Genomic DNA, 23,075 nt, shown 5'->3' with positions numbered 1-23,075 from the left:
TCATGAGCGTCGTACCTCTCTCCTGAGTCGGGCCAGGTCCTGCGCGAACCGGACCAGGTCCTGGTCGGTGGCCGGGGGCGTGCGGTCGTCGTCGAGCAGTGCGGCCACGGTGGCGACGGGGGCGCCGAGGTGGCGCGCGGCGGCCTCGGCGACCGCCGGGGGAGCGGTGCCGCGGTCGAGGCGGAGCCGGCCGGCGATGTCGGCGCACGCGGCCCGGCGCAGCGCGCGGGCGGCGTGGGCGCGGTCGCCGCTGCGGCGGTACATGCGGCCCCGGCTGCGCGCCGTCTCCACCGCGCGGACGACCACCGGCAGCGGCTCGGTCGAGAGCGGTCCCAGCCGGCGGAACCGCCACAGCACCAGCGCGACGCCGCTCAGCGCCAGCACCCACAGCCCCGGACCGATCCAGTCCGGCAGTAGCGTGCCGATGGTCACCGCGTCGTCGGCGACGGCGTCGGCGGCGTCGGGGACGTACCAGACCAGCCGTGGGTCGTGCCCGAGCAGCCGCAGTGCCACCGCGGCGTTGTCGCCGCGGGTCACCTGGTCATTGGTCAGCGCCTGCCCCGCCCCGAACAGGACCAGCCCGTCGACGGTGCGCACCAGCGAGCCGGCCTCGCGGGGGAAGCACTCCTCACCGTCGCCGTCGAGGCGGTACGACGTCGCCCGGTCCACCTCGACCGTCAGCCCGTCGAGGCCCACGCCCGCAACGCCGTCGGGGCACCGGGCGGCGACGGCGTCCGCGTCGTCGGCCGCGACGGGGAGCGTGCCGAGCTCCTCGTCGATCTCCCGCGCCAGCGCGTAGCCCGGCTCCACCAGCACCACCCGCGCTGCGGAGGCGGCGTGCTCGCGCAGTCGCGCGAGCGTGCTCGGCGCGAGCTCGTGGGTGCTGCTGACCACGACCGTGGTCCCGTCGTCGACCACAGCGTCCTCGAAGGCGTCGGCCGAGCGGGCGATCGTCACGTCCACGCCCTGGTCCTCCAGCACCCGCGCCACCGCCTGGGCGCCCTCGGGCGCCGGGTTCCGCGGATCGGCCGTGCCGGGGTACTCCTCCGCGCCGCGGGTCAGCCACACGCCGACCACGAGGGCGAGCACGATCGCCGCGATGACCACGACCCGCGCGCGGCCGACGCGCAGCCGGGTCATCGGCGGGCCGCCCGGGCGGCCAGGGCGTCGTCGAGCGCCAGCAGCTCACCGGCCTGGTCGGGCGTGGCCGGGCGCTCGCCGTACAGGACGCCGTCGAAGAGGTCGGCCCCGCGCAGGACCGCGGCCCGGTGGTCGGGGAAGACCGCTACGAGCGCGGTGGCCAGCTCGTGCGCGGTCGCCTGCGGAAGGTCCTCGACCCGGCCACGCTCGATCTGCCGCACCGCGGCCGACCGGAAGGCGTCCACCAGGGCGCCGGCGGCGTCGCCGGCGGCCAGCGCCGCCTCCGCCCGGGCGCGCAGCTCGTCGGCGGTCACGACCTCGTCGGTGAGCGCGGGGGCGTCGGCGGCCCGCCCGGTCGCCGTACGGCGGGCGCGGCTGACCAGGAACAGCACCCCCGCCGCGAGGAGCAGCACCACCAGGATCGCGACGGCGGTGGTCAGGCCCGAGGAGCCCGAGGCGGCGTCGACGGTGTTGGTGATCAGCCGGTCGAGCCAGCGGGCCAGCCGGTCGAGGACGTCGTCCTGGTGGTACTCCGGCCGGAACAGCTCGCGGCGCAGCTCGCGGCGCGCCTCGTCGCCGCTCGGGTCGAGCGGAGGGTCGAGCCGCAGGGCCGGGAGCACCGGGAGGACCGCGTGGTTCATGCGGGGACGATCCCCGCCTCACGCATCAGCTCGACGTCGAAGGCCTCCTTGCGCATGCGGAGGTCGACGTACTGGACGGAGGTGACGGCCGCGAGGAACGGGGCGATGAACGCGTTCTGGACCACCAGCGCGATCGCCTGGGTCAGGACCAGCAGCAGGGTGGCGTACTCCGGCGCGGCGAGCGCCGCGACATTGCCGACGATGCTGACCGGGACGGTGAGCAGCCCGCCGGCGAACTGGGCGACGAGCACGGTGAGCAGCGCGATCCCGAACGTCCGCCAGTACTGCCGTGCGGTGAGCGTCCAGCCCCGGCCGATCGCCGCGAACATGCCGATCGGCTCCAGCATCAGCGCCGGCACCGGCAGGTAGTAGAAGCGGATCCACAGCCAGCAGCACAGGGCGATGAACGCGGGGACGCTCAGCAGGCCCCAGATGACGATCGGCCACGGGTCGCCGCTGACCGCCACCACGACGACCCACAGCAGCACGTAGACGAACAGCAGGAGCCCGAAGGCCAGGTTGAGGAGCAGGGTGAGCCCCAGCAGCCGCCACCTCTTGCCGCGGGTCGCCGCCCAGGCCTCGCCGAGCCCGAGCCGGCGGCCGACCGCCGCCGCGTGGGTGACGTGGGCGACCATGCCGGTCACGAACACCACCCCGATCTGGGCGACGACCAGGGACACCAGCAGCGTGCCGTACGCCGCGAGCACGCCGAGCGCGTCGGCGGTGGTCGCGTCGGGGTCCAGCTCGCCGGACGCGTCCACCGCGAGCCCGACCGTGAAGGTCAGCACCAGCGTCACCACGACCGGGATCAGCATCGCCACGGCCGTCACCAGCACCGCCGCGCCGACCGTCGCCTTCGGGTTGAACCGGATGATCCGGAACGCGCCGTCGTAGATGTTGCCGAGGTTGAGCGGCCGCAGGGGGAGCGCGCCGGGCTTGTGGGCGGCGCCGAGCAGCAGTCCCGGCGCCGGGCGAGGCCCCGGCCCGGTCGGGTACGGCGCCCAGCCGGCCGGTCCGGGCCCCGTCGCCGACCCCGGGGCGGTCCCGGGCGCGTGACCCGGCGCGGGGGCTGCCGCCGGCTCCGGCACACCGCCGGGCGGGGGGAAGCCGCCGGGCGGCGGGTAGGGGTCCGCAGGCGGCGGCGCACCCGGGGGCGGGTACTGCTGCGAGGGGCCGTCGGTCATGCGCGCCATCCTTGCATCCACCCCCTGCGGAGACCGGGGGCGTCGCAGATTTGGCGACCCCCGCGAACTCTGCCAAGATGTTCCGGTTGCCCCGGGCAGGTCGTCGGGGTGCGCGCTAGACCTTGACTACTGAATCGTGTCTCCCCAGCGTCAGCGTTCGGCCCTGCCGAGCCGAAGCCGCGTGGAGCGTGCCCGGTCGTCGAGATTCCAGCTCGTACCGCACGCCAGGAGACCCGAGGCAGCCGAGAACAACAGCTCCACTTCCCCCTCCGGGAGACGTGCGTGCCACGAACAAGGCGCGACACGCCCGACCGCGGGGGTCGGAGCTGAAGGACCCAGAGTCGTACGACGAGTAAGGACGAGAGAGACCTATGGCGGGACAGAAGATCCGCATCAGGCTCAAGGCCTATGACCACGAGGTGATCGACACCTCGGCGCGCAAGATCGTGGACACGGTCACCCGCACGGGTGCGAAGGTCGCCGGCCCGGTGCCGCTGCCGACCGAGAAGAACGTCTTCTGTGTCATCCGCTCGCCGCACAAGTACAAGGACTCGCGCGAGCACTTCGAGATGCGCACGCACAAGCGTCTCATCGACATCATCGACCCCACGCCGAAGACGGTCGACAGCCTCATGCGTCTCGACCTGCCGGCCGGTGTCGACATCGAGATCAAGCTCTGAGGTTCGAGACATGACTATTGAGCGCAACGTGAAGGGGCTGCTGGGCACCAAGCTCGGCATGACCCAGCTCTGGGACGAGAACAACCGGGTCATCCCGGTGACCGTGATCGCCGCCGGCACGAACGTCGTCACCCAGGTCCGCCAGCCCGAGCCGGACGGCTACAACGCCATCCAGATCGGCTACGGCGAGATCGAGGGCCGCAAGGTCAACAAGCCGCAGGCGGGTCACTTCGCCAAGGCCGGGACGACGCCGCGTCGCCACGTGGTCGAGATCCGCACCGCCGACGCCAGCGAGTACACCGTCGGCCAGGAGCTGCCCGTCGACACGTTCGAGGCCGGCCAGGCCGTCGACGTGACCGGCACCAGCAAGGGCAAGGGCTTCGCCGGTGTCATGAAGCGCCACGGCTTCGCCGGCGTGAGCGCCTCGCACGGTGCCCACCGCAACCACCGCAAGCCGGGCTCGATCGGCGCGTGCGCCACCCCCGGCCGCGTGTTCAAGGGCCTGCGCATGGCCGGCCGGATGGGTACCGACACCGTCACCACCCAGAACGTCACCGTCCACGCCGTCGACGTCGAGAAGGGCATCGTCCTGGTCAAGGGCGCCGTCCCCGGCCCCAAGGGCGGTCTCGTCGTTCTCCGCACGGCTGCGAAGAAGGGCTGATCGAGATGGCCAAGACTGTTTCCGTCGACTTCCCCGCCGAGATCTTCGACGTCGAGGTCAACATCCCGCTGATCCACCAGGTCGTCGTCGCCCAGCAGGCCGCTGCGCGTCAGGGCACCCACGCCACCAAGACCCGCGGCGAGGTCCGCGGCGGTGGCAAGAAGCCCTACAAGCAGAAGGGCACCGGCCGCGCCCGCCAGGGCTCGACCCGGGCGCCGCAGTTCGCCGGCGGTGGCACCGTCCACGGCCCGCAGCCGCGCGACTACAGCCAGCGCACCCCCAAGAAGATGAAGGCCGCCGCGCTGCGCTCGGCCCTCTCCGACCGGGCCCGCAACGAGCGGATCCACGTCGTCGAGGGCCTGGTCTCCGGCGACAAGCCGTCGACCAAGGCCGCGCTCGCCTCGCTCTTCGAGCTGACCGACCGCCGCAAGTTCCTCGTGGTGCTCGAGCGCGCCGACAGCCTCACCTGGCTCTCGCTGCGCAACGCGCCCGAGGTGCACATCGTGGCCGTCGACCAGCTCAACACCCGCGACGTCCTCGTGAGCGACGACGTGGTCTTCAGCAAGGCCGCCTACGAGGCGTTCGTCGCCGGCGGCAGCGCGGGCGCGAGCGAGGAGGACAACTGATGAGCACCCTGCACAAGGACCACCGCGACGTCCTGATCGCGCCGGTGGTGTCGGAGAAGAGCTACAGCCTCCTCGACGCCAACAAGTACACCTTCCTGGTGCACCCGGACGCCAACAAGACCGAGATCAAGATCGCCGTCGAGAAGATCTTCGGCGTCAAGGTCACCTCGGTGAACACGCTCAACCGTCCGGGCAAGGTCCGCCGCACCCGCAACGGCCTCGGCAAGCGCAAGGACACCAAGCGCGCCATCGTGAGCCTGGCCGACGGTCACCGCATCGACATCTTCGGAGGTCCGGTCTCCTGACCGGGCCAGGTAGAGGAATCTGACATGGCTATCCGCAAGTACAAGCCGACCACCCCGGGCCGCCGTGGCTCCTCGGTGGCCGACTTCGCCGAGATCACCCGGACCACCCCCGAGAAGTCGCTGACCCGTCCGCTCCCCAAGAAGGGCGGTCGCAACAACCAGGGCCGGATCACCACCCGGCACCAGGGCGGCGGTCACAAGCGTGCCTACCGCATCATCGACTTCCGTCGCTACGACAAGGACGGGGTGCCGGCCAAGGTCGCGCACATCGAGTACGACCCCAACCGCACCGCACGCATCGCGCTGCTGCACTACGCCGACGGCGAGAAGCGCTACATCGTGGCGCCCAAGGACCTGACGCAGGGCATGCGCGTGGAGTCGGGCGTCGGCGCCGACATCAAGCCGGGCAACAACCTGCCGCTGCGCAACATCCCCGTCGGTACGACGATCCACTGCGTCGAGCTCCGCCCCGGCGGCGGCGCCAAGCTGGCCCGCTCGGCCGGCAACAGCGCGCAGCTGGTCGCCCGCGAGGGCTCGCGCGCCACGCTGCGCCTGCCCTCGGGCGAGATGCGCTACGTCGACGTGCGCTGCCGCGCGACGATCGGCGAGGTCGGCAACGCCGAGCAGTCGAACATCAACTGGGGCAAGGCCGGCCGCATGCGCTGGAAGGGCAAGCGCCCGACCGTCCGCGGTGTCGTCATGAACCCGGTCGACCACCCGCACGGTGGTGGTGAGGGCAAGACCTCCGGTGGTCGCCACCCGGTCTCGCCGTGGGGCAAGCCCGAGGGCCGCACGCGCAAGCGCAAGGCCAGCGACTCCCAGATCATCCGTCGCCGCAAGTCCGGCAAGAACAAGCGCTGAAGGAATTAGACGATGCCTCGCAGCCTGAAGAAGGGCCCCTTCGTCGACGGCCACCTGCTCAAGAAGGTGGACGCCGAGAACGACAAGGGCACCCACAACGTCATCAAGACCTGGTCGCGCCGGTCGATGATCATCCCCTCGATGATCGGCCACACGATCGCGGTCCACGACGGCCGCAAGCACGTGCCGGTCTTCATCTCCGACTCGATGGTCGGCCACAAGCTCGGTGAGTTCGCGCCGACCCGCACCTACCGCGGCCACGTCAAGGAAGACCGGAAGGGACGCCGTCGATGAGCACCACTGAGCGTCACCGCACCAGCGCGCGCCGCGAGTCGCTCCTGGGCGACGCGCCCGGCGCGTTCGCGAGCGCCCGCTTCGTGCGGATCACCCCGATGAAGGCGCGCCGCGTCGTCGACCTGGTCCGCGGCCTGCCCGCCGACGAGGCGCTGACGCTGCTGCAGTTCGCGCCGCAGTCGGCCTCCGAGACCGTCTACAAGGTGCTGCAGAGCGCCGTCGCGAACGCCGCGACCACCGAGGGCCTGCCCACCGGCGACCTGGTCGTCTCGGTCGCGCGGGTCGACGAGGGCCCCACGATGAAGCGCTGGCGTCCGCGTGCGCAGGGCCGGGCCACCCGGATCAACAAGCGCACCAGCCACATCACCATCGCGGTCCAGCCGGCCGACGTCGTCAACGCTGCCGGGAAGAAGGGCAAGAAGTAATGGGCCAGAAGATCAACCCGAACGGCTTCCGCCTCGGCATCTCCACCGACCACAAGTCGCGCTGGTACGCCGACAAGCTCTACAAGGCGTACGTCGGCGAGGACGTCGCCATCCGCAAGCTGCTCAGCAAGGGCATGGAGCGGGCCGGCATCGCCAAGGTCGAGATCGAGCGCACCCGGGACCGGGTCCGCGTCGACATCCACACCGCGCGTCCGGGCATCGTCATCGGCCGCCGCGGCGCGGAGGCCGACCGGATCCGCGGCGAGCTCGAGAAGCTCACCGGCAAGCAGGTCCAGCTGAACATCCTCGAGGTCAAGAACCCCGAGATCGACGCGCAGCTCGTCGCCCAGGGCGTCGCCGAGCAGCTCTCGGGCCGCGTGCAGTTCCGCCGTGCGATGCGCAAGGCGATGCAGACCTCGATGCGCTCCGGTGCCAAGGGCATCCGGATCCAGTGCTCCGGCCGCCTCAACGGCGCCGAGATGTCGCGCACCGAGTTCTACCGCGAGGGTCGCGTCCCGCTGCACACGCTGCGCGCCGACATCGACTACGGCTTCTACGAGGCCCGCACCACCTTCGGCCGGATCGGCGTGAAGGTCTGGATCTACAAGGGCGAGGTCGCCGGCACCCGTGCCGAGCGTCAGGCCCAGGCCGCTGCCCGCGCCGGCGTCCCCGGTCGCGGCGGCCGTCCCAGCCGCGGCGGCGACCGTCCGACCCGTGGGTCGCGCGGTGACCGCCCGAACCGCTCGGACCGCAACGCCGAGGCTGCCGCTCCCGCCGTGGAGAGCAACCCCGAGGCCGCGCCGGCTGCCGAGCCCAGCACCGGAACGGAGTCCTGACCCATGTTGATGCCGCGTCGCGTCAAGCACCGCAAGCAGCACCACCCGAAGCGCCGGGGTGCTGCCAAGGGCGGTACGTCGCTCGCGTTCGGCGACTTCGGGATCCAGGCGATCGAGGGTCACTACGTGACCAACCGCCAGATCGAGTCGGCCCGTATCGCGATGACCCGCCACATCAAGCGTGGCGGCAAGGTCTGGATCAACATCTACCCGGACCGCCCGCTGACCAAGAAGCCGGCCGAGACCCGCATGGGCTCCGGCAAGGGCTCCCCGGAGTGGTGGGTCGCCAACGTCAAGCCCGGTCGCGTCATGTTCGAGCTGTCCGGCGTCCCGGAGGACGTGGCCCGCGAGGCCATGCGCCGGGCGATCCACAAGCTGCCCATGAAGTGCCGTTTCATCACGCGAGAGGCTGGTGAGTTCTGATGGCGAACGTCATCCGCGCCCACGAGCTGGACGAGCTCAACGAGATCGACCTCGAGGCCAAGCTGCGCGAGGCCAAGGAGGAGCTGTTCAACCTGCGCTTCCAGGCGGCCACCGGCCAGCTGGAGAGCCACGGCCGGCTCCGCACGGTCAAGAAGGACATCGCCCGGATCTACACGGTCGTTCGCGAGCGTGAGCTCGGGATTCGCACCGCGCCGGGTGCCGAGGAGGAGAACTGATGGCTGAGAACACCGACGCCACGACGGTCGAGCGCAACGCTCGCAAGACCCGCGAGGGCCTGGTCGTCAGCGACAAGATGGACAAGACCGTGGTCGTGTCCGTCGAGGACCGCGTCAAGCACGCCCTGTACGGCAAGGTCATGCGCCGCAACACGCGGCTCAAGGCCCACGACGAGCAGAACGACTGCGGCGTCGGCGACCGCGTCCTCATCATGGAGACCCGCCCGCTGTCGGCCACCAAGCGCTGGCGCGTGGTGGAGATCCTCGAGCGCGCCAAGTAGTCCACACGTTCGGCCAGGCTCGGCTTCGGCGTTGAGAAGTCGAGAACCGGCACGACAACCAGGAGAAATCGATGATTCAGCAGGAGTCGCGACTCAAGGTCGCCGACAACACCGGTGCGAAGGAGATCCTCTGCATCCGGGTGCTCGGCGGCTCCGGTCGTCGCTACGCCGGGATCGGGGACGTCATCGTCGCCACCGTCAAGGACGCGATCCCCGGCGGCAACGTCAAGAAGGGCGACGTCGTCAAGGCCGTCGTCGTGCGCACCGTCAAGGAGCGCCGGCGTCCCGACGGCTCGTACATCCGCTTCGACGAGAACGCCGCGGTGATCCTCAAGAGCGACGGCGAGCCTCGCGGCACCCGCATCTTCGGCCCCGTCGGCCGTGAGCTGCGTGAGAAGAAGTTCATGAAGATCATCTCGCTCGCGCCGGAGGTGCTGTGATGGCCAGCAAGTTCATTCGGAGCACCCGCAAGAAGTCCGAGCAGAACCGCAAGAAGCCCAACCTGCGGGTCAAGAAGGGCGACACCGTCAAGGTCATCGCCGGCAAGGACAAGGGCGCCGAGGGCAAGATCATCAAGGTCCTCCGTGAGGAGGAGCGGGTGATCGTCGAGGGCGTCAACCGGATCAAGAAGCACACCAAGGTCGTCGACCAGGGTGGGCGCTCCGGCAACACCGGCGGCATCATCACCACCGAGGCCCCGATCCACGTGTCCAACGTGATGCTCGTCGAGGGCGACGGCGTGACCAAGGTCGGCTACAAGCGGGTCGAGGTCACCAAGCGTCGTCCCGACGGTTCCGAGTACAGCTCGACGCGCAGCGTGCGCATCTCCCGCAAGACCGGGAAGGAAATCTGATGACCGAGAGCACCATCGAGAAGGTCACGCCCCGGCTCAAGACGAAGTACCGCGAGGAGATCCTCCCGGCGCTCAAGGCCGAGTTCGAGATCGCCAACGTCATGCAGGTGCCCGGCCTGACCAAGATCGTGGTCAACATGGGCGTCGGCGAGGCCGCACGCGACTCGAAGCTGATCGAGGGCGCGATCCGCGACCTGACCGCGATCACCGGCCAGAAGCCGGCGGTCACCAAGGCCCGCAAGTCGATCGCCCAGTTCAAGCTGCGCGAGGGCATGCCGATCGGCACGCACGTCACGCTGCGGGGCGACCGCATGTGGGAGTTCCTCGACCGCCTGCTGGCGCTCGCGCTGCCCCGCATCCGCGACTTCCGCGGCCTCTCGCCGAAGCAGTTCGACGGTCGCGGCAACTACACCTTCGGGCTGACCGAGCAGGTCATGTTCCACGAGATCGACCAGGACAAGGTCGACCGCCAGCGGGGCATGGACATCACCATCGTCACCACGGCGACCAACGACGAGCAGGGGCGCGCGCTGCTGAAGCAGCTCGGCTTCCCGTTCGCGGAGCGCTGACATGACCAACAATCGCGAAGCGGTCATGTCGGGGCGCGCAGCGAACCATCAGCAGAGCAAGGAGAACTGACATGGCGAAGACTGCGCTCAAGGTCAAGGCGGCGCGCAAGCCGAAGTTCGCGGTGCGCGGCTACACCCGCTGCCAGCGCTGCGGCCGTCCGAAGGCGGTCTACCGCAAGTTCGGCCTGTGCCGGATCTGCCTGCGGGAGATGGCCCACCGCGGCGAGCTGCCCGGCGTCACCAAGTCGAGCTGGTAATACCCAACGACGTTGCAGGTCCGCACGCCGGTGAGCGCGCGGAAACCACAGCAGAAGGAAACACATCATGACGATGACTGACCCGATCGCAGACATGCTCACGCGTCTGCGCAACGCCAACCAGGCGTACCACGACGCGGTGACCATGCCGTACAGCAAGCTCAAGGAGGGCGTGGCGGAGATCCTCAAGCAGGAGGGCTACATCACCTCCTACGGGGTCGCCGACAACGAGAACGGCGTCGGCAAGCTGCTGACCGTCACCCTCAAGTACGGCCGCAACCGCGAGCGCTCGATCGCCGGCGTGCGCCGGATCAGCAAGCCCGGCCTGCGGGTGTACGCCAAGCACACCGGCCTGCCGAAGGTGCTCGGCGGCCTGGGCGTGGCGATCATCTCGACCAGCCAGGGTCTGCTGACCGACCGCCAGGCCAACCAGAAGGGCGTGGGTGGGGAAGTCCTCGCCTACGTCTGGTGACAAGGGAAGGAGAGAGAAGAACATGTCGCGCATCGGCAAGCTCCCCGTCCCGGTCCCGGCTGGGGTCGACGTCCAGATCGACGGCGCCACCGTCACGGTCAAGGGCCCGAAGGGCACCCTGAGCCACACCGTGGTCGCCCCGATCACGGTCGAGAAGGGCGAGGGCGTCCTCGACGTCAAGCGTCCCGACGACGAGCGTCAGTCCAAGGCCTACCACGGCCTGTCCCGCACCCTGATCAACAACATGGTCGTCGGCGTGACCGAGGGCTACGAGAAGAAGCTCGAGATCGTGGGCGTCGGCTACCGCGTCCTGTCCAAGGGACCGACCCAGCTGGAGTTCCAGCTCGGCTACTCGCACCCGATCATCTTCGACGCGCCCGACGGCATCAGCTTCACCGTCGAGGGCCCGACCAAGCTCGGCGTCCAGGGCATCGACAAGCAGCTGGTCGGCGAGGTCGCCGCCAACATCCGCAAGCTCCGCAAGCCCGAGCCCTACAAGGGCAAGGGCGTCCGGTACGCCGGCGAGCACGTCCGTCGCAAGGTCGGAAAGGCTGGTAAGTGACCATGGCGATCACCCTCAAGCACCAGCGGAACCTCTCGGCTCGCGCCAGCTCCAAGCTGCGCCGCCAGATCCGCGGTCGCAAGAAGATTTCTGGCACTGACCTGCGGCCGCGGCTGGTGGTCACGAGGTCGAGCAAGCACATCACCGCGCAGGTCGTCGACGACCTGGTCGGCAAGACCCTGGTGTCGGCCTCGACCCTCGAGGGCGACCTGCGCGCCTTCGACGGCGACAAGACCGCCAAGGCCAAGAAGGTCGGCGAGCTCGTCGCCGCCCGCGCCAAGGAGCAGGGCGTGGAGTCGGTCGTCTTCGACCGGTCCGGCAACAAGTATCACGGTCGCATCGCGGCCCTGGCAGATGGCGCCCGCGAGGGCGGCCTGACCTTCTGACCGCGAACAGGACTGAGGAGAGATCATGAGCGGACCCCAGCGCGGACAGCGTTCGGGCGGCGACCGTGGTGGCCGTGGCGGTCGCGACGGCGGCCGTGGCGGCGCCGACAAGAACCAGTACGTCGAGCGCGTCGTCGCGATCAACCGCGTCGCCAAGGTCGTGAAGGGTGGTCGTCGCTTCAGCTTCACCGCCCTCGTGATCGTCGGTGACGGCGACGGCCTGGTCGGCGTCGGCTACGGCAAGGCCAAGGAAGTTCCCGCGGCGATCGCCAAGGGCGTCGAGGAGGCGAAGAAGAACTTCTTCCGCGTCCCCCGCGTCCAGGGCACGATCCCGCACCCGGTCCAGGGCGAGAAGGCCGCCGGCGTGGTGTTCCTGCGCCCGGCCGCCCCCGGTACCGGTGTCATCGCCGGTGGTCCGGTGCGCGCCGTCCTGGAGTGCGCCGGCATCCACGACGTGCTCAGCAAGTCGCTGGGCTCGTCCAACCAGATCAACATCGTGCACGCGACCGTCGCGGCGCTCCAGATGATGGAGCAGCCCGAGGCGGTGGCCGCACGCCGTGGTCTGCCCGTCGAGCACGTCGCCCCGGCGGCGCTGCTGAAGGCCAAGGCCGAGGGCGAGGCCGCCGCGGCGGCCGCCAAGGCGGCGGCCCCTGAGGCGGTGTCGGTCTGATGGCACAGCTGAAGGTCCAGCAGACCAGGTCGAAGATCGGCACGAAGGCCAACCAGCGCGAGACCCTGCGCAGCCTCGGCCTCAAGCGGATCGGCGACGTCGTGATCAAGGAGGACCGTCCCGAGATCCGGGGCATGGTCCACACCGTCCGTCACCTGGTGACGGTCGAGGTCGTCGGAGGCGAGTGAGATGACGCTCAAGCTGCACCACCTGCGCCCGGCACCGGGCGCCAAGACCGCCAAGACCCGCGTGGGTCGTGGTGAGGGCTCCAAGGGCAAGACCGCCGGTCGTGGTACGAAGGGCACCAAGGCCCGCTACCAGGTCCCGGTCGCGTTCGAGGGCGGCCAGATGCCGCTGCACATGCGGCTCCCGAAGCTCAAGGGCTTCAAGAACCCCTTCAAGGTGACCTTCCAGGTCGTCAACCTCGACAAGATCAGCACGCTGTTCCCCGAGGGTGGCGACGTCACCCCGGAGACGCTGGTCGCCAAGGGCGCGGTCCGCAAGGGCCACCCCGTCAAGGTGCTCGGCCAGGGTGACCTGACGGTCAAGGTCGCGGTGAGCGCGGATGCGTTCTCGGCCTCGGCCAAGGAGAAGATCGAGAGCGCCGGCGGGACCGTCACGGTCGTGTGACGGCGTGAGCCTTGATGCTGCGAGGGGCGCGTCGGTCCTGGGTTGTCCCAGGTCTCGCCGCGCCCCTCGTGTCGTCTCCGTACGTCGCCGGCCGGCCTGCTCGTCGTACCCCGTCAAGGGGCTGTGACCTCCCTGTTAGGCTTCCCGCTGGCCACAAGGCCAGCGATGAGAGAAGAGGACCCGCGTGCTCACCGCGTTCGTGAACGCCTTCCGGACCCCGGACCTGCGGCGCAAGCTGCTGTTCGTCCTGATGATCATCGTCATCTTCAGGGCCGGATCGCAGATCCCGGCCCCTGGCGTCCATGTGGCCAATGTCGAGAAGTGCATCAAGGTCGTCGAGGAGGGCAGCAACGCCAGCCTCTACAGCCTGGTCAACCTCTTCTCCGGTGGAGCGCTCCTCCAGCTGACGATCTTCGCGCTCGGCATCATGCCGTACATCACCGCGAGCATCATCCTGCAGCTGCTCGTCGTGGTGATCCCGCGGCTCGAGGCCCTCAAGAAGGAGGGCCAGGCCGGTCAGACGAAGATCACGCAGTACACCCGCTATCTCACCCTGGGCCTCGCGGTGCTGCAGGCGACCGGCATCGTCGCGCTCGCGCGCACCGGCAACCTGCTGCAGGGATGTGACAGCTCGCAATTCCCGTTGCTGCACAGCAACGACACCACGACCTTCCTCGTCATGGTCGTGACCATGACCGCCGGTACCGCCGTCATCATGTGGCTCGGCGAGCTCATCACCGAGCGCGGCGTCGGCAACGGCATGTCGATCCTGATCTTCTGCCAGGTCGTCGCGACCTTCCCGACCGCGCTGTGGCAGGTCAGGATCAGCCAGGGCTGGTGGACCTTCGGCATCGTGGTCGCGATCGGCCTCGTCCTGGTGGCCGCGGTCATCTTCATCGAACAGGCGCAGCGCCGCATCCCGGTGCAGTACGCCCGCCGGATGGTCGGCCGCAAGATGTTCGGCGGCAGCTCGACGTACATCCCGCTCAAGGTCAACCAGGCGGGCATCATCCCGGTCATCTTCGCCTCGTCGCTGCTCTACCTGCCGGCGATGGCGGTGCAGTTCAACCAGGAGAACCCCAACCAGATCATCCGGTGGGTCAACAAGTACCTCGTCGACCAGGGGAACCCGCTGCACATGGCGGCGTACTTCGCCCTGATCATCTTCTTCACCTACTTCTACGTGTCGATCACCTTCAACCCGCAAGAGGTGGCCGACAACATGAAGAAGTACGGCGGCTTCATCCCCGGGATCCGGGCGGGCAAGCCGACCCAGGACTATCTGTCCTACGTCCTGTCCCGCATCACGCTGCCGGGCGCTCTCTACCTGGGTCTGATCTCGCTCGTACCGCTGATCGCGTTCGTGATGATCAATGCCAATCAGAACTTCCCGTTCGGCGGCACGTCCATCCTGATCATGGTGGGCGTCGCACTCGACACGGTGAAGCAGATCGAGAGCCAGCTCCAGCAGCGCAACTACGAAGGATTCCTGCGTTGAGGCTTCTGATCATGGGCCCGCCCGGGGCCGGCAAGGGCACCCAGGCGAAGGCGGTCGCCGACCACTTCGGCGTCCCGGCCATCTCCACCGGCGACATCTTCCGCGCCAATGTCGGCCAGGGCACGCCGCTCGGCGTCGAGGCGAAGCGCTACATGGACGCCGGCGAGTACGTCCCCGACGAGATCACCAACAACATGGTCCGCGACCGGATCGCCGAGCCGGACGCCGAGCAGGGCTTCCTGCTCGACGGCTACCCCGGACGCTGGCCCAGGTCACCGAGCTCGACGGCATGATCGACGCGACCGGCCACCAGCTCGACGCCGTCCTCGTGCTCACCGTCGACACCGACGCCGTCGTCGGCCGCCTGCTCAAGCGGGCCGAGATCGAGGGCCGGCCCGACGACACCGAGGACGTCATCCGGCGCCGCCTCGAGGTGTACGCCGAGGAGACCGAGCCGCTCATCGAGGTCTACGCCACGCGGGGCCTGGTCGTCTCCGTCGACGGCATGGGCGACATCGCCGAGGTCCAGCAGCGGATCTTCGACGCGCTCGACTCCGTCCCGCAGAGTTGATCTGCCCGAGCGTGTCGCAGACGGCCTTCGCCGCCCGGGCGAGCTGATCATGTTCTTCGACCAGCGCCGGATCGAGATCAAGACCCCGGACCAGGTGCGCGTGATGCGTGCGGCCGGCCTCGTCGTCGGCCGCACCCTGGCCCGGCTGCGCGAGGCCGTCCGCCCCGGCATCTCCACCGCCGAGCTCGACACGCTGGCCGAGCAGAGCATCCGCGAGCAGGGCGGCGTCCCGTCCTTCCTCGGGTACGGCGAGCCGCCGTTCCCCGCGAGCATCTGCGCCTCCGTCAACGACGAGGTCGTCCACGGCATCCCCGGTCCCCGGGTGCTCGCCGACGGCGACGTCATCTCCATCGACTGCGGCGCGATCGTGTTCGACGACGCCGGGCAGGGCTGGCACGGCGACGCCGCGATCACCGTCGCCGTCGGCACCGTGCGCGACGAGGTCGCCGAGCTGATGCGGGTGACCGAGGAGGCGCTGTGGCGCGGCCTGGCGGCGGCCCGCGCCGGCGGCCGGGTCGGCGACATCTCCCACGCGGTCGCGTCGTACGTCCACGGCCAGGGCGACTACGGCATCGTCGAGGGCTACACCGGCCACGGCATCGGCACCGCCATGCACATGGAGCCCGACGTCCCCAACCAGGGCCGGCCCGGCCGCGGGCCGCGGCTGCGGCAGGGCATCGCCCTGGCCGTCGAGCCGATGATCACCCTCGGCGCCCCCGACACCGACGTCGCCGACGACGACTGGACCGTCGTCACCACCGACGGCCGGTGGGCGGCGCACTACGAGCACACCTTCGCGTTGACCGAGGCGGGGGTGTGGGTGCTCACCGCCGAGGACGGCGGTGAGGCGCGGCTGAGCGCCCTGGGGGTGCCTTTCGGTGGGTCTGTGTAGTCCCTTCGGGTGACAAACCGGGTGAAACCGGTGCGACCTGCATAGCTTTTACCCGGATTCGGCCATGGGCGGCCTCCTTTCACCCGTACGGTCCTCGGCGGGAGAGGGAGTGAAGTGAAAATCGTGGATGACGTGCGCCCGCAGTCGGGTGGAAATGTTCGACGCTGGGGCATCGGGGTCCTGGCTGTGCTGTTGGCGGTGCTGGGTGTGGTGGCGGTGGTCTCGCCGTCGTCGGGGGCACCCAACTCGCTGCAGATCGACAAGACGGTGGACAAGGCGGAGCCGCAGCCCGGCGAGACCTTCACCTACCTGATCCAGGTGCGGTGCTCCGAGGACGACTGCCTCGACACCCGGGTCGTGGACGAGCTGCCCGCGGAGCTGGTGGGCTTCCCGATCCAGAACGTCACCTTCAGCCCGAACGCCGGCACGGTGCCGCGCACGGTGACCTGGCAGCCCGGCGGCGGGTCCGCGCCGCCGGCCGCGGTGACCGCGGGCACCAGCCTGACCGTCGACCTGGCCCAGCCGACCGACGGTCCCGTCGGCGTCGGTCTCGAGGCCGGTACGACATACACGATCTCGGTCTCGCTCAAGGTCCCCGACGACTACCCGCCGGGCCGCAGCCCCGACATCGTCAACACCGCTCGGGTGTCGGCGTCCAATGCGGACACCAAGCAGAGCAGCGCGACGATCAACGTCGAGGCGCCGGTCGGCATGGGCGTGACCGTCGACAAGTCGTGGACGCCGGCGAGCCAGTCGTTCGAGCCCGGCGCGGACTCGACCATCGGCCTCGACGTGCGCAACAACAGCAATGTCGCGGTCGACCGGCTGACGATCCAGGAGCCGAAGGCCGCGCCGGACGGCGCGTCCACCCTCGCCGCGAGCAACCCGTTCACCATCACCGACTTCACCGGCTTCGGCGACGTGTCGCTGCCCGCGGGCTGCACGACCGTGCGTGTCGACGCCTACGTCCGCACGGGCGGCACCTGGAGCTGGCAGCAGGGCGACGCGGCCCCCGCGACGGACCCGCTCAGCCTGCCGAGCGGTGTCACCGACGGCCAGGTCGGCGGCATCCGGCTGACCTGCGAGGGGACCATCGCGCCCGGCCAGCGGGTCGAGCTCGACCTCGGCCTCGAGCAGCGCGCCACCCACCGCAACGACGAAGCCGACCTGTCGACCGCGGAGCACCAGGTCGACAACACCGCGACCGGCAGCGCCCAGCTGAGCGGCCAGCCGACCGCGAACGACGACGGCACGGCGTCGTACGTCGTGCGGCCGGCCATCCCCTCGGTGGAGGCCAACAAGGACATCTCCCCGGGCAGCATCACCGCCGGCCAGCAGGCCACGGCGACGATCACCGGCACCAACGGCGGCGTCCCGGTCACCCGGCTGCACGTGGCCGACCTGGACTTCTTCGACGACGAGGTCACCTTCGGCGGGTTCACCGCTGCGCTGAACTGGCCCGCCGCGGCGACCGAGGCGACCATCACCTACCACCTGCTGGGCGGCGGTCAGGAGAGCGAGACCGTCACGAGCGGCCAGCTGCCGACCGGCCCGAGCGCGAGGATCTCCGGGTTCGAGATCACCTGGACCGGCCCGATCGGCGCCGACGAGTCCGGCGGCGCCACCTTCACCATCGCCACCACGGAGGACGCCACCGGCGGCCTGCCCGAGAAGACGCTCACCAACCGGGTCGACGCGGACGTGCGCGCCGCCAACGGCCTCACCGACGCCGACGACGACAGCGACACGCTGCGGATCGTCGACCCGGCGATCACCACGACCCTGACCAAGACGGTCCGGCCCTCGGCGGCGGTCGAGCCCGGCGACGCCGTGATCTCGTCGCTGTCGGCCAACGCGGTCGCGCACGGCGACGGCGCGCTCGTGCACGACATCGTCGTGGAGGACGCCGTCGGCGGCGGCAGCGCGGAGTTCTGGGACGCCTTCGACCTGGTCTCCATCGCGCCGACCCAGGTCCCGGCCGGAACCGTCCTGACGGTCGAGGTCCAGGACACCGCCGGTGCCTGGCACGAGCTGGTCGTGCACGGTCCGCAGGCAGGCGCCTCGGTCCTGCGGCTCGACGCCGCCGCGACCGCGGCCGCGCTGGCGCCGCTCACCGGCGAGGACGTGCAGGGCATCCGCTTCTCGTTCCACAACGCCGCGGGCTTCGCGTCCGACACGACGGTCACCCCGAACATCGAGTTCGAGGCGCGCAGCGACCTGCGCGGCGGGGGCGCCATCACGCCCGGACCCGACCAGCCGACCCCCTACGTCAACTCGGCCACGGTCGAGGCCGACGGCGAGTCCGCCGGCGGCAACGACCTGCACGACGCCGACGGCGACACCGGCACGGGCACCGTCGTCACCGATCCCGACGGCCCCGGCACCGGCGTCCACCTCCGCAAGAACTGGGTCGAGGCGGCCGTGGACGCGCAGTCCGGCGACCGGGCCACGACCCACCTGGACTGGCACGTCGGCCGCGGCCTCTCGCCGGTGACGATCACCGACGGCGCCGCCGACCCGGCCACCACGCCGGTCGCCCAGACGGTGTACGACGCCTTCGACCTGGTCCGGATCGAGCCGGTCGCGGCCAGCGGCACGCCGTACACCAACGGCTGGTACCTCCGCTACGACACCGTCACCGAGGTCGCTCTCTACAACGACGTCACCGACCAGTGGGAGCCGGTCGCCCCGCCCGGCGGCTCCTGGATGGAGGGCTCCCGCGGCTTCAAGGGCTACGAGCTCAGTGGTCCGCAGCGCGCCTCGACCACCGGGGTGCGGATCACGCTCGCCGAGACGGCGGCCGACACCGCGGCGCGGCAGGCGGCCCAGCAGCCCGGCGCGGCCTTCGACCCGTACGCGCCCGACGCCGGCACCGGCGTCGGGGCCGGCAGCACCGACCGCCGGTTCTCGCTGCTGTGGCAGGTGCGCGACAAGGCCCGCTCCGACGGCGCGTTCGTCGTCGAGGAGCGGGACTACAACACCCCCGACCAGGGCCTGGTCGAGAACGACGTCCGGATCACCGGCATGCCGCTGGGGGCGGCATGCCGGTGACCGGCACTGACGACGACACCATCCAGATCCTCGACCCCGACCCGGCGGTCGCGGTGACCAAGACCGTCGCGCCCACGGACCCGGTGCACGTGCCGCCCGTCGGCACCTCCGCGGGCGACTACCCGACCGCGACCTGGACGATGGTCGGCCACAACGGCTCGACCGCGCGGGCGTCGTACGTCCGGCTGACCGACCCGGCGGCCTGCACCGACACCACGCTGGCGGCCTGCGCGAGCACTGCCGACGCGACCGGCGCCCACGCCAACCCGTTCGACCTGGCCGAGGACCACCTCGGCGACCCGTCGCGGCCGAACCCGCTCAACCGCTTCGACGTCACCGGCATCACCATCGCGGCCAGCCGGCCGGGCCAGGTGGACCTCGCCGCGAGCGTCGTCTGGCTGCTGCGGTACGACGCGTCCGCCGGCACCTACACGGCCGAGCAGACCACGGCGGCCGCCGTCAACGGCGGCGTGACCAGCCCGGGCACCATCGTCGGCATCAGCGTGACCTTCCAGGACACCGCCCCGGCGACCGGCGGCGGCACGATCACCCAGGACAACGACCTCAGCATCACCCTGGCGACCCGCCTGCGACCGACCCTGCGCGACACCGGGGCCGACCAGGTGCTGCGGGCCGGCGACACGCTCGACGTCGTGAACCGGGTCTTCGCGCAGTCCTACGACCCGGTCACCAGCCCCGGCGTCGCGACCGGCGACGTCGCCGACGCGACCATCCGGCTCACCGGCGGCATCGTCAACATCACGCCCAGCAAGTCGGTCAGCCCCACCCTGATCAACGAGCCGTCGCCCGACGTACCGGTGACCGTGACGCTCGGCGCCAACCAGGGCAGCGGCCCGCGCAGCACGCTCTCGCCGCAGCGCCTGGTCATCGAGGACCAGGCGGAGTCGCCCGACTTCTGGGACGTCTTCACCTTCACCGGCCTCGGCACGGTGAGCCTGCCGGCGGGCGCCGACCGCGTCCAGGTCGACGTGTACGACGGCCAGCAGTGGGTCACGGGCACGCCCGCGGCCGCCGCGACCCTGCCCGGGCAGGTGCCCGGCGACCTCCCGCTCGCCGACATCCAGGGCGTCCGGTTCACCTTCACCCGGGCCGACGGCCGGCTCTTCTCCACCACCGTCCCGGCCCCGAACTGGTCCGCGACCGCGCGCTTCCAGGTGAGGCTGCGGGAGACCCACCGCGGCTCGGGCGACCCCGTCGTGTTCGCCGGCACCGTCCCGAACACCCAGACGTCCTGGACGACCCGGCCCGACGGCAACGACTCCGAGCGCAAGGACGCCGCCGCGGCGATCCAGCTCTCGCCGGGCACCCGCGAGATCGCCGTCCGCAAGCTCACCAACGACGGCAACCGGCTGGCCTCGGTCGGCGACGCGGTCCCGTTCGACCTGACCGTGCAGAACACGGGCACCGGCTTCCTCACCCTCACCGACCTGACCGACACGCTCCCGCCGGAGCTGCTCTACACGGGCACGCCGGCGCCGGTCTTCACCGCGGACCCCACCGGCACGCTGTCGGACCAGGTGACGGTGACGCCCGAGTCGGGCGGCACGGTGCTCCGGTTCGCCTGGCCGGCCGACGGCCGCCAGATGCGCCCGGGCGAGGTGTTCCGGATCCGGCTGTTCCTCGAGCTGCAGCCCGGCCTGTCCACCGGGCAGACCGCCACGAACACGATGACGGTGCGCACCGACGAGGTGCTGGGCGCCTGCCGCAACACCGTGGCCGGCGGCCCGCTCACCGGCGACTGGGGCCAGGACGCCCACACCTGCGGGACGACCGACTTCGTCGGCACCGTCACCGGGCCCAACCTGTACACGGTCAAGGGTGTGCGGGGCTCGCTCGCCGGCGCCTTCCAGCCGGCCAACCCGGCGGCGACGTGCGCGCAGAACCTCGCCGCGACGGGTGGCTCCTACTACCGCTCGCCGTGCGTGGCCAACAGCGAGGTCGACGGCACCGACGACTGGGTGCTGCACAGCGTCAACGCCGGCACCGTCGCCATCGACGAGATGACGGTCTTCGACCAGCTCCCGGTCCGCGGTGACCGGCAGCTGGTGTCGGGCAGCGCCCGGGGCTCGGCCTTCCGGCCGCAGCTGGTCGCCGGCTCGCTGCAGGTCTCCGCGCCGGCCGGCACGACCCGGACGGTCGAGGTGACCACGAGCGCGGGCGTGTGCGTCGACACCTGGACCGACCTCGCCACCCAGCCGGTCTGTGAGCAGAACGGCGAGACCTGGACCGTGGCCGACGGCAGCACGGACTGGTCGCAGGTGACCGGCATCCGCGTGCACCTCGACTTCCGGACGACGACGGCGGGCTCGCTGCGTGCCGGCCAGGCCGTCGACGTCACGTTCTCCACGACCAACGTGATGGCCTCGGACGCCGACCCGAGCGGCGTCTCGCGCACGGTCCCGGGCGACGACCTGCTGGCCTGGAACCAGCACGGCATCAAGTTCAAGTACACCGGGATCAACGGCTTCCGGCAGATCGCGCCCAACCGGGTCGGCGTGCACCTGCGCACCGGCTCGGTCGAGATCACCAAGCAGCTCACCGGCCCGGCGGCGTCGTACGCCCCCGAGGAGCTCCGGGTCGACGCCGCCTGCGAGGCCGGCGGCGTCGCGCTCGACCTCGGCGCCGCCGCGGTGACCGAGCTGCGCCAGGCCGACGGGCTGACCGCGCGCATCGACGGCGTGCCGATCAGCGCCCACGGCAGCTCCTGCACCTTCACCGAGCAGGGCGCCGTCGGGACGTTCGGCGAGACCTCGCGCTCGGGCACCCCGGTCACGGTGGCCGTCACCGACGTCCCGGCGTCGGCGACCATCGCCAACGACTACCAGTTCACCGGGCTGACGGTGACCAAGCGGGTGCAGACCCAGGCGAGCGGCACCACCTTCGGGCCGTTCACCTTCACCCTGAGCTGCGTGTCGATCTCCGGCCGGGACGTCACCTTCGACGGCGCCGGCACCACCGAGCTGGAGTTCACGCTGGAGGCCGACGAGACGTTCGTGGCGCCGACGGACACCATCCCGGTCGGCGCGACCTGCGAGCTCACCGAGACCGACCGGTTCTTCGCCGACCAGATCGTGGTCACCGGCGACAATGTCGTCGACCACGGTGACGGCTCGGCGAGCATCACTCCCGGCACGGACGTGGCCGGCGTCGAGGTGACCAACGCCTACGACGCGGGCACCGTGACCGTGGAGAAGAAGGTCGACGGCGACGGTGCGACGCGCTACGGCACGGCCACGTTCACCTTCCCGGTGCGCTGCACCTACCGCGGCCAGACGCCGTACGACGACACGATCCGGCTCGCGGCCGGGGAGTCGCGCACCATCGGCCCGTTCGCGATCGGCACGTCCTGCACGGTGACCGAGTCCGGCTCCGGCGGCGCCACGTCGACGGTGCTCGCCCCGGTGGACGGCATCGTCGAGGTGCCGCCGCCCGCCCAGCAGGGCGGCGTGAGCCAGGTGACGCTCACCGCGACGAACACCTTCCGGCTGACCTCGCTCGAGGTGACCAAGGAGGTGGTCGGGGACGCGACCGCCCCGGGGGCGAAGGGGCCGTTCCGGGTCTCGCTCTCCTGCACCTGGATCGTCGACGGCCAGCGAGTGGCCTTCGACGTGCCCGGCGGTGCGGACCGGCTGCTGTCGCGCGGCAACGGCTACCGGGCGTCGTACGACGACCTGCCGTCGAGCGCGGCCTGCACGCTCACCGAGACCAAGGACGGCGGTGCCGCGTCGACGACGATGACGGCGACCGTCGCGGGGGCGGTGACCAAGGCCCGCAAGCCGGCGATCGCCGTCGACCTCACGCCCACCGCTGGGCCCGGCGAGGCATCGGTCCGGGTCGTCAACCGGTTCGACTCCGTGGCGGGCGGCGAGGGCTCGCGCGGCGACGGCGGTCTTCCGAATGCCGGCGCGTCGTTCCGCCCGTGGCATCTGGCTCTCGGCCTGCTTCTCCTGCTGGCGGGTGTCGGCCTTGCGATCGGAGGACGTCGTCGGCGCGCCGTCTGACGGATGGACGCCGATGGACGCCTAGGTAAGGTGCGCCTTATTATCATCA

The 23,075-nt window shown here is 70.8% G+C and carries 28 protein-coding genes and 1 pseudogene; 26 read left to right on the top strand and 3 right to left on the bottom strand.

Annotation, left to right across the window (positions count from 1 at the left end; all coding sequences use genetic code 11):
- Genes FIV44_RS07195 through FIV44_RS07185 form a run of 3 tightly spaced genes read right to left on the bottom strand, consistent with a single transcriptional unit; the run spans nt 1 to nt 2,965 of the window.
- Nucleotides 1-1,140 (bottom strand): DUF4350 domain-containing protein, encoded by a 1,140-nt coding sequence (locus tag FIV44_RS07195; RefSeq protein WP_141003846.1) that lies wholly within the window; start codon nt 1,138-1,140, stop codon nt 1-3.
- Nucleotides 1,137-1,781 (bottom strand): DUF4129 domain-containing protein, encoded by a 645-nt coding sequence (locus FIV44_RS07190; protein WP_141003845.1) that lies wholly within the window; start codon nt 1,779-1,781, stop codon nt 1,137-1,139. The genes FIV44_RS07195 and FIV44_RS07190 overlap by 4 nt, the downstream gene beginning before the upstream one ends.
- The gene (locus tag FIV44_RS07185) at nt 1,778-2,965 is read right to left on the bottom strand and encodes a hypothetical protein (protein ID WP_141003844.1); all 1,188 of its coding nucleotides are present in this window, start codon (nt 2,963-2,965) and stop codon (nt 1,778-1,780) included. Before FIV44_RS07185 ends, FIV44_RS07190 begins: the two co-directional genes overlap by 4 nt.
- Nucleotides 2,966-3,336: 371 nt before the next feature.
- Between FIV44_RS07185 and rpsJ the strand changes: the two genes are divergently transcribed.
- The 26 genes and pseudogenes from rpsJ (at nt 3,337) to FIV44_RS07055 (ending at nt 23,026) form a co-directional block, all read left to right on the top strand.
- Nucleotides 3,337-3,645, top strand: coding sequence for a 30S ribosomal protein S10 (gene rpsJ / locus FIV44_RS07180; RefSeq protein ID WP_007078637.1), 309 nt, complete (start codon nt 3,337-3,339; stop codon nt 3,643-3,645).
- 10 nt (nt 3,646-3,655) lie between these two features.
- A complete protein-coding gene (rplC, locus tag FIV44_RS07175) occupies nt 3,656-4,306 on the top strand; it encodes a 50S ribosomal protein L3 (RefSeq protein WP_141003843.1) in 651 nt (216 codons plus the stop codon).
- 5 nt (nt 4,307-4,311) lie between these two features.
- Complete coding sequence (rplD, locus tag FIV44_RS07170) at nt 4,312-4,932, top strand: 50S ribosomal protein L4 (RefSeq protein WP_141003842.1); 621 nt, start codon at nt 4,312-4,314, stop codon at nt 4,930-4,932.
- Nucleotides 4,932-5,237 carry a 50S ribosomal protein L23 gene (rplW, locus tag FIV44_RS07165; RefSeq protein WP_141003841.1) on the top strand — a complete coding sequence of 102 codons (306 nt, stop codon included), beginning with the start codon at nt 4,932-4,934 and terminating at the stop codon, nt 5,235-5,237. The genes rplD and rplW overlap by 1 nt, the downstream gene beginning before the upstream one ends.
- A gap of 24 nt (nt 5,238-5,261) precedes the next feature.
- Entirely contained in the window at nt 5,262-6,098 is an 837-nt protein-coding gene (rplB, locus tag FIV44_RS07160) for a 50S ribosomal protein L2 (protein WP_141003840.1), read from the top strand.
- A gap of 12 nt (nt 6,099-6,110) precedes the next feature.
- The gene (gene rpsS / locus FIV44_RS07155; RefSeq protein WP_036547879.1) at nt 6,111-6,392 is read left to right on the top strand and encodes a 30S ribosomal protein S19; all 282 of its coding nucleotides are present in this window, start codon (nt 6,111-6,113) and stop codon (nt 6,390-6,392) included.
- Entirely contained in the window at nt 6,389-6,817 is a 429-nt protein-coding gene (gene rplV, locus FIV44_RS07150) for a 50S ribosomal protein L22 (protein ID WP_141003839.1), read from the top strand. Before rpsS ends, rplV begins: the two co-directional genes overlap by 4 nt.
- Complete coding sequence (rpsC, locus tag FIV44_RS07145; RefSeq protein WP_141003838.1) at nt 6,817-7,653, top strand: 30S ribosomal protein S3; 837 nt, start codon at nt 6,817-6,819, stop codon at nt 7,651-7,653. The genes rplV and rpsC overlap by 1 nt, the downstream gene beginning before the upstream one ends.
- A gap of 3 nt (nt 7,654-7,656) precedes the next feature.
- Nucleotides 7,657-8,076 (top strand): 50S ribosomal protein L16, encoded by a 420-nt coding sequence (rplP, locus tag FIV44_RS07140; RefSeq protein ID WP_056750333.1) that lies wholly within the window; start codon nt 7,657-7,659, stop codon nt 8,074-8,076.
- A complete protein-coding gene (gene rpmC / locus FIV44_RS07135) occupies nt 8,076-8,312 on the top strand; it encodes a 50S ribosomal protein L29 (RefSeq protein WP_141003837.1) in 237 nt (78 codons plus the stop codon). Before rplP ends, rpmC begins: the two co-directional genes overlap by 1 nt.
- A complete protein-coding gene (gene rpsQ, locus FIV44_RS07130) occupies nt 8,312-8,593 on the top strand; it encodes a 30S ribosomal protein S17 (RefSeq protein ID WP_141003836.1) in 282 nt (93 codons plus the stop codon). Before rpmC ends, rpsQ begins: the two co-directional genes overlap by 1 nt.
- Before the next feature lie 71 nt (nt 8,594-8,664).
- On the top strand, nt 8,665-9,033 hold the full coding sequence (rplN, locus tag FIV44_RS07125; RefSeq protein ID WP_028636402.1) for a 50S ribosomal protein L14: 369 nt from the start codon (nt 8,665-8,667) through the stop codon (nt 9,031-9,033).
- On the top strand, nt 9,033-9,446 hold the full coding sequence (gene rplX / locus FIV44_RS07120) for a 50S ribosomal protein L24 (protein ID WP_219996332.1): 414 nt from the start codon (nt 9,033-9,035) through the stop codon (nt 9,444-9,446). The genes rplN and rplX overlap by 1 nt, the downstream gene beginning before the upstream one ends.
- Nucleotides 9,446-10,015 (top strand): 50S ribosomal protein L5, encoded by a 570-nt coding sequence (gene rplE / locus FIV44_RS07115; RefSeq protein ID WP_141003835.1) that lies wholly within the window; start codon nt 9,446-9,448, stop codon nt 10,013-10,015. The genes rplX and rplE overlap by 1 nt, the downstream gene beginning before the upstream one ends.
- A 71-nt stretch (nt 10,016-10,086) precedes the next feature.
- A complete protein-coding gene (locus tag FIV44_RS07110) occupies nt 10,087-10,272 on the top strand; it encodes a type Z 30S ribosomal protein S14 (protein WP_011757321.1) in 186 nt (61 codons plus the stop codon).
- A gap of 67 nt (nt 10,273-10,339) precedes the next feature.
- Entirely contained in the window at nt 10,340-10,744 is a 405-nt protein-coding gene (rpsH, locus tag FIV44_RS07105) for a 30S ribosomal protein S8 (RefSeq protein ID WP_056894487.1), read from the top strand.
- Nucleotides 10,745-10,766: 22 nt separating this feature from the next.
- Nucleotides 10,767-11,306 carry a 50S ribosomal protein L6 gene (rplF, locus tag FIV44_RS07100; RefSeq protein WP_141003834.1) on the top strand — a complete coding sequence of 180 codons (540 nt, stop codon included), beginning with the start codon at nt 10,767-10,769 and terminating at the stop codon, nt 11,304-11,306.
- A gap of 2 nt (nt 11,307-11,308) precedes the next feature.
- Nucleotides 11,309-11,692: a 50S ribosomal protein L18 gene (gene rplR / locus FIV44_RS07095; RefSeq protein WP_141007771.1), complete on the top strand. Its 384-nt coding sequence runs from the start codon at nt 11,309-11,311 to the stop codon at nt 11,690-11,692.
- Nucleotides 11,693-11,717: 25 nt separating this feature from the next.
- A complete protein-coding gene (gene rpsE / locus FIV44_RS07090) occupies nt 11,718-12,362 on the top strand; it encodes a 30S ribosomal protein S5 (protein ID WP_141003833.1) in 645 nt (214 codons plus the stop codon).
- Complete coding sequence (gene rpmD / locus FIV44_RS07085; protein ID WP_141003832.1) at nt 12,362-12,550, top strand: 50S ribosomal protein L30; 189 nt, start codon at nt 12,362-12,364, stop codon at nt 12,548-12,550. The genes rpsE and rpmD overlap by 1 nt, the downstream gene beginning before the upstream one ends.
- Before the next feature lies 1 nt (nt 12,551).
- Nucleotides 12,552-12,992, top strand: coding sequence for a 50S ribosomal protein L15 (gene rplO, locus FIV44_RS07080; protein WP_141003831.1), 441 nt, complete (start codon nt 12,552-12,554; stop codon nt 12,990-12,992).
- A 184-nt stretch (nt 12,993-13,176) separates the two neighbouring features.
- On the top strand, nt 13,177-14,490 hold the full coding sequence (secY, locus tag FIV44_RS07075) for a preprotein translocase subunit SecY (RefSeq protein ID WP_141003830.1): 1,314 nt from the start codon (nt 13,177-13,179) through the stop codon (nt 14,488-14,490).
- Nucleotides 14,487-15,061, top strand: a pseudogene (locus FIV44_RS07070) (adenylate kinase). The gene secY and the pseudogene FIV44_RS07070 overlap by 4 nt, the downstream one beginning before the upstream one ends.
- Nucleotides 15,062-15,110: 49 nt before the next feature.
- A complete protein-coding gene (gene map, locus FIV44_RS07065) occupies nt 15,111-15,953 on the top strand; it encodes a type I methionyl aminopeptidase (protein ID WP_141003829.1) in 843 nt (280 codons plus the stop codon).
- 123 nt (nt 15,954-16,076) lie between these two features.
- Entirely contained in the window at nt 16,077-19,004 is a 2,928-nt protein-coding gene (locus tag FIV44_RS07060; protein WP_141003828.1) for a DUF11 domain-containing protein, read from the top strand.
- Complete coding sequence (locus FIV44_RS07055; RefSeq protein WP_141003827.1) at nt 19,001-23,026, top strand: DUF5979 domain-containing protein; 4,026 nt, start codon at nt 19,001-19,003, stop codon at nt 23,024-23,026. Before FIV44_RS07060 ends, FIV44_RS07055 begins: the two co-directional genes overlap by 4 nt.
- The last annotated feature ends 49 nt before the right edge of the window (nt 23,027-23,075 follow it).

Origin of the sequence: Nocardioides humi, from assembly GCF_006494775.1 — a bacterium.
Taxonomy (GTDB): Bacteria; Actinomycetota; Actinomycetes; order Propionibacteriales; family Nocardioidaceae; genus Nocardioides; species Nocardioides humi.
This window is presented reverse-complemented; position numbering and strand designations above follow the sequence as displayed.

What these genes read in the sequence shown, in the direction of transcription:
- rpsQ (WP_141003836.1), top strand. Translation starts at nt 8,312, where the DNA reads ATGGCTGAGAACACCGACGCCACGACGGTCGAGCGCAACGCTCGCAAG.
- rplC (WP_141003843.1), top strand. Translation starts at nt 3,656, where the DNA reads ATGACTATTGAGCGCAACGTGAAGGGGCTGCTGGGCACCAAGCTCGGC.
- rpmD (WP_141003832.1), top strand. Translation starts at nt 12,362, where the DNA reads ATGGCACAGCTGAAGGTCCAGCAGACCAGGTCGAAGATCGGCACGAAG.
- FIV44_RS07190 (WP_141003845.1), bottom strand. Translation starts at nt 1,781, where the DNA reads ATGAACCACGCGGTCCTCCCGGTGCTCCCGGCCCTGCGGCTCGACCCT.
- rplW (WP_141003841.1), top strand. Translation starts at nt 4,932, where the DNA reads ATGAGCACCCTGCACAAGGACCACCGCGACGTCCTGATCGCGCCGGTG.
- rpsH (WP_056894487.1), top strand. Translation starts at nt 10,340, where the DNA reads ATGACGATGACTGACCCGATCGCAGACATGCTCACGCGTCTGCGCAAC.
- rplN (WP_028636402.1), top strand. Translation starts at nt 8,665, where the DNA reads ATGATTCAGCAGGAGTCGCGACTCAAGGTCGCCGACAACACCGGTGCG.
- rplB (WP_141003840.1), top strand. Translation starts at nt 5,262, where the DNA reads ATGGCTATCCGCAAGTACAAGCCGACCACCCCGGGCCGCCGTGGCTCC.
- rpmC (WP_141003837.1), top strand. Translation starts at nt 8,076, where the DNA reads ATGGCGAACGTCATCCGCGCCCACGAGCTGGACGAGCTCAACGAGATC.
- rpsJ (WP_007078637.1), top strand. Translation starts at nt 3,337, where the DNA reads ATGGCGGGACAGAAGATCCGCATCAGGCTCAAGGCCTATGACCACGAG.
- rplP (WP_056750333.1), top strand. Translation starts at nt 7,657, where the DNA reads ATGTTGATGCCGCGTCGCGTCAAGCACCGCAAGCAGCACCACCCGAAG.
- rpsS (WP_036547879.1), top strand. Translation starts at nt 6,111, where the DNA reads ATGCCTCGCAGCCTGAAGAAGGGCCCCTTCGTCGACGGCCACCTGCTC.
- FIV44_RS07110 (WP_011757321.1), top strand. Translation starts at nt 10,087, where the DNA reads ATGGCGAAGACTGCGCTCAAGGTCAAGGCGGCGCGCAAGCCGAAGTTC.
- FIV44_RS07195 (WP_141003846.1), bottom strand. Translation starts at nt 1,140, where the DNA reads ATGACCCGGCTGCGCGTCGGCCGCGCGCGGGTCGTGGTCATCGCGGCG.
- rplD (WP_141003842.1), top strand. Translation starts at nt 4,312, where the DNA reads ATGGCCAAGACTGTTTCCGTCGACTTCCCCGCCGAGATCTTCGACGTC.
- rplV (WP_141003839.1), top strand. Translation starts at nt 6,389, where the DNA reads ATGAGCACCACTGAGCGTCACCGCACCAGCGCGCGCCGCGAGTCGCTC.
- rpsE (WP_141003833.1), top strand. Translation starts at nt 11,718, where the DNA reads ATGAGCGGACCCCAGCGCGGACAGCGTTCGGGCGGCGACCGTGGTGGC.
- rpsC (WP_141003838.1), top strand. Translation starts at nt 6,817, where the DNA reads ATGGGCCAGAAGATCAACCCGAACGGCTTCCGCCTCGGCATCTCCACC.
- rplF (WP_141003834.1), top strand. Translation starts at nt 10,767, where the DNA reads ATGTCGCGCATCGGCAAGCTCCCCGTCCCGGTCCCGGCTGGGGTCGAC.
- rplO (WP_141003831.1), top strand. Translation starts at nt 12,552, where the DNA reads ATGACGCTCAAGCTGCACCACCTGCGCCCGGCACCGGGCGCCAAGACC.
- map (WP_141003829.1), top strand. Translation starts at nt 15,111, where the DNA reads ATGTTCTTCGACCAGCGCCGGATCGAGATCAAGACCCCGGACCAGGTG.
- rplX (WP_219996332.1), top strand. Translation starts at nt 9,033, where the DNA reads ATGGCCAGCAAGTTCATTCGGAGCACCCGCAAGAAGTCCGAGCAGAAC.
- rplE (WP_141003835.1), top strand. Translation starts at nt 9,446, where the DNA reads ATGACCGAGAGCACCATCGAGAAGGTCACGCCCCGGCTCAAGACGAAG.
- rplR (WP_141007771.1), top strand. Translation starts at nt 11,309, where the DNA reads ATGGCGATCACCCTCAAGCACCAGCGGAACCTCTCGGCTCGCGCCAGC.
- FIV44_RS07185 (WP_141003844.1), bottom strand. Translation starts at nt 2,965, where the DNA reads ATGACCGACGGCCCCTCGCAGCAGTACCCGCCCCCGGGTGCGCCGCCG.